This is a genomic window from Chitinivorax sp. B (genome assembly GCF_005503445.1).
Taxonomy (GTDB): Bacteria; Pseudomonadota; Gammaproteobacteria; order Burkholderiales; family SCOH01; genus Chitinivorax.
Window position 1 is genome coordinate 1 of sequence record NZ_SCOH01000142.1, and the last position, 1,609, is coordinate 1,609.

Genomic DNA, 1,609 nt, shown 5'->3' on the forward strand with positions numbered 1-1,609 from the left:
GGGGGTGCGGCAAAAATCTTGGACTACTTAAGAGGTAGTTCATGTACTCATACGAAGATCGCATCCGTGCCGTTCGGCTCTATATAAAACTGGGGAAACGCGCTGCGGCGACCATTCGCTTGCTGGGGTATCCGACAAAGCCAGCTCTCAGGAACTGGTATCGAGACTACGAGCAAGGCAACGATTTACCAGCAAGCTATGTGCGCACAAAGCAGAAGTATTCGGCCGAGCAGAAGGCCATGGCGGTCGAGCACTATCTGAACCATGGATGCTGCATGGCCACAACCCGCAAAGAGCTAGGATATCCGGAGCGTCGGACGCTGACAGCCTGGGTGGGTGAACTACGCCCAGAAATGCGGAAACGCGTCGCTGGCAAAGCCAGGGGTGAAATGCATCCTCCTGAGTTGAAACAGGCAGCGGTCATCGAACTGTGCACGCGACAGGAAAGTGCGCGCGCCATTGCACAAAAGCTAGGCGTAACCAGACCAACGCTGTACAACTGGAAAGATCAACTACTCGATCGTGGGGTTCCTGCCTCTATGCGACGTCAAAAGGATTCGCCACCAGCACTGGAGCGTGCTGAGCTGGAACGGCAACTTGAAACACTTCAACATGAGATTTGGAAATTACAGCTTGAGCACGACATACTGAAGAAGGCCAACGAACTCATAAAAAAAGGCCTGGGCATCAACCCCAAACGCCTGACCAACCGGGAGAAGACGTTGCTGGTTGATGCCTTGAGAGTAACGTATCCGCTGGTTGAACTGTTTGCGGAGTTGGGGCTTGCTCGCAGCTCCTACTTCTATCATCGAACCCGACTGCAAGTGGCTGACAAGTATGCTGGCGTGCGTCACCTCATCACTGACATCTTCGAGCAAAATCACCGTTGCTATGGCTACCGTCGGATACACGCCTCCCTGGGCAAACAGCAGCACTTCATCTCGGAGAAAATTGTGCGGCGGTTGATGAAGCAGGAGCGCCTGGTCGTTGCCACAACGAAGCGTCGTCGGTACGGTTCCTACTTGGGGGAAATCAGCCCGGCGCCAGAGAATCTCGTTAACCGCGACTTCCAGGCGACCGCCCCAAACGAGAAATGGCTCACCGATATCACGGAGTTCCAGATTCCGGCTGGCAAGGTGTATCTGTCTCCTATGATCGACTGCTTCGATGGTTTGGTGATCAGCTGGTCAATCGGTACGCGCCCAGACGCTGAGCTGGTCAATACGATGCTGGACGCCGCCATCGAGACGGTGACCAACAGTAATGATCGACCTGTCGTCCACTCCGATCGTGGCGCTCACTACCGATGGCCTGGATGGCTATCGCGGATGCGCGACGCAAAGCTGATACGGTCGATGTCACGCAAAGGGTGTTCGCCAGATAATGCGGCCTGTGAAGGATTCTTCGGACGGTTGAAGACGGAGTGGTTTTATCCCGGGAACTGGCGGACCACAAGCATTGAGCAGTTCACTCAGTCTGCTGACGCTTATATCCGCTGGTACAATGAAAAACGGATCAAGCTCTCTCTCGGCTCACTCAGTCCCATTGAATATCGAGAGCGCCTAGGTCTGACGACATAAACCCGTCCAAGATTTTTGCCGCACCCCCA

General features: G+C 54.5%; 1 protein-coding gene. It reads left to right on the top strand.

Features of this window, described 5'->3' with window-relative positions; translation table 11 throughout:
* Positions 1 to 41: 41 nt before the first annotated feature.
* Positions 42 to 1,580 (top strand): IS3 family transposase, encoded by a 1,539-nt coding sequence (locus tag FFS57_RS24860; protein ID WP_137940502.1) that lies wholly within the window; start codon positions 42 to 44, stop codon positions 1,578 to 1,580.
* Positions 1,581 to 1,609: the final 29 nt, after the last annotated feature.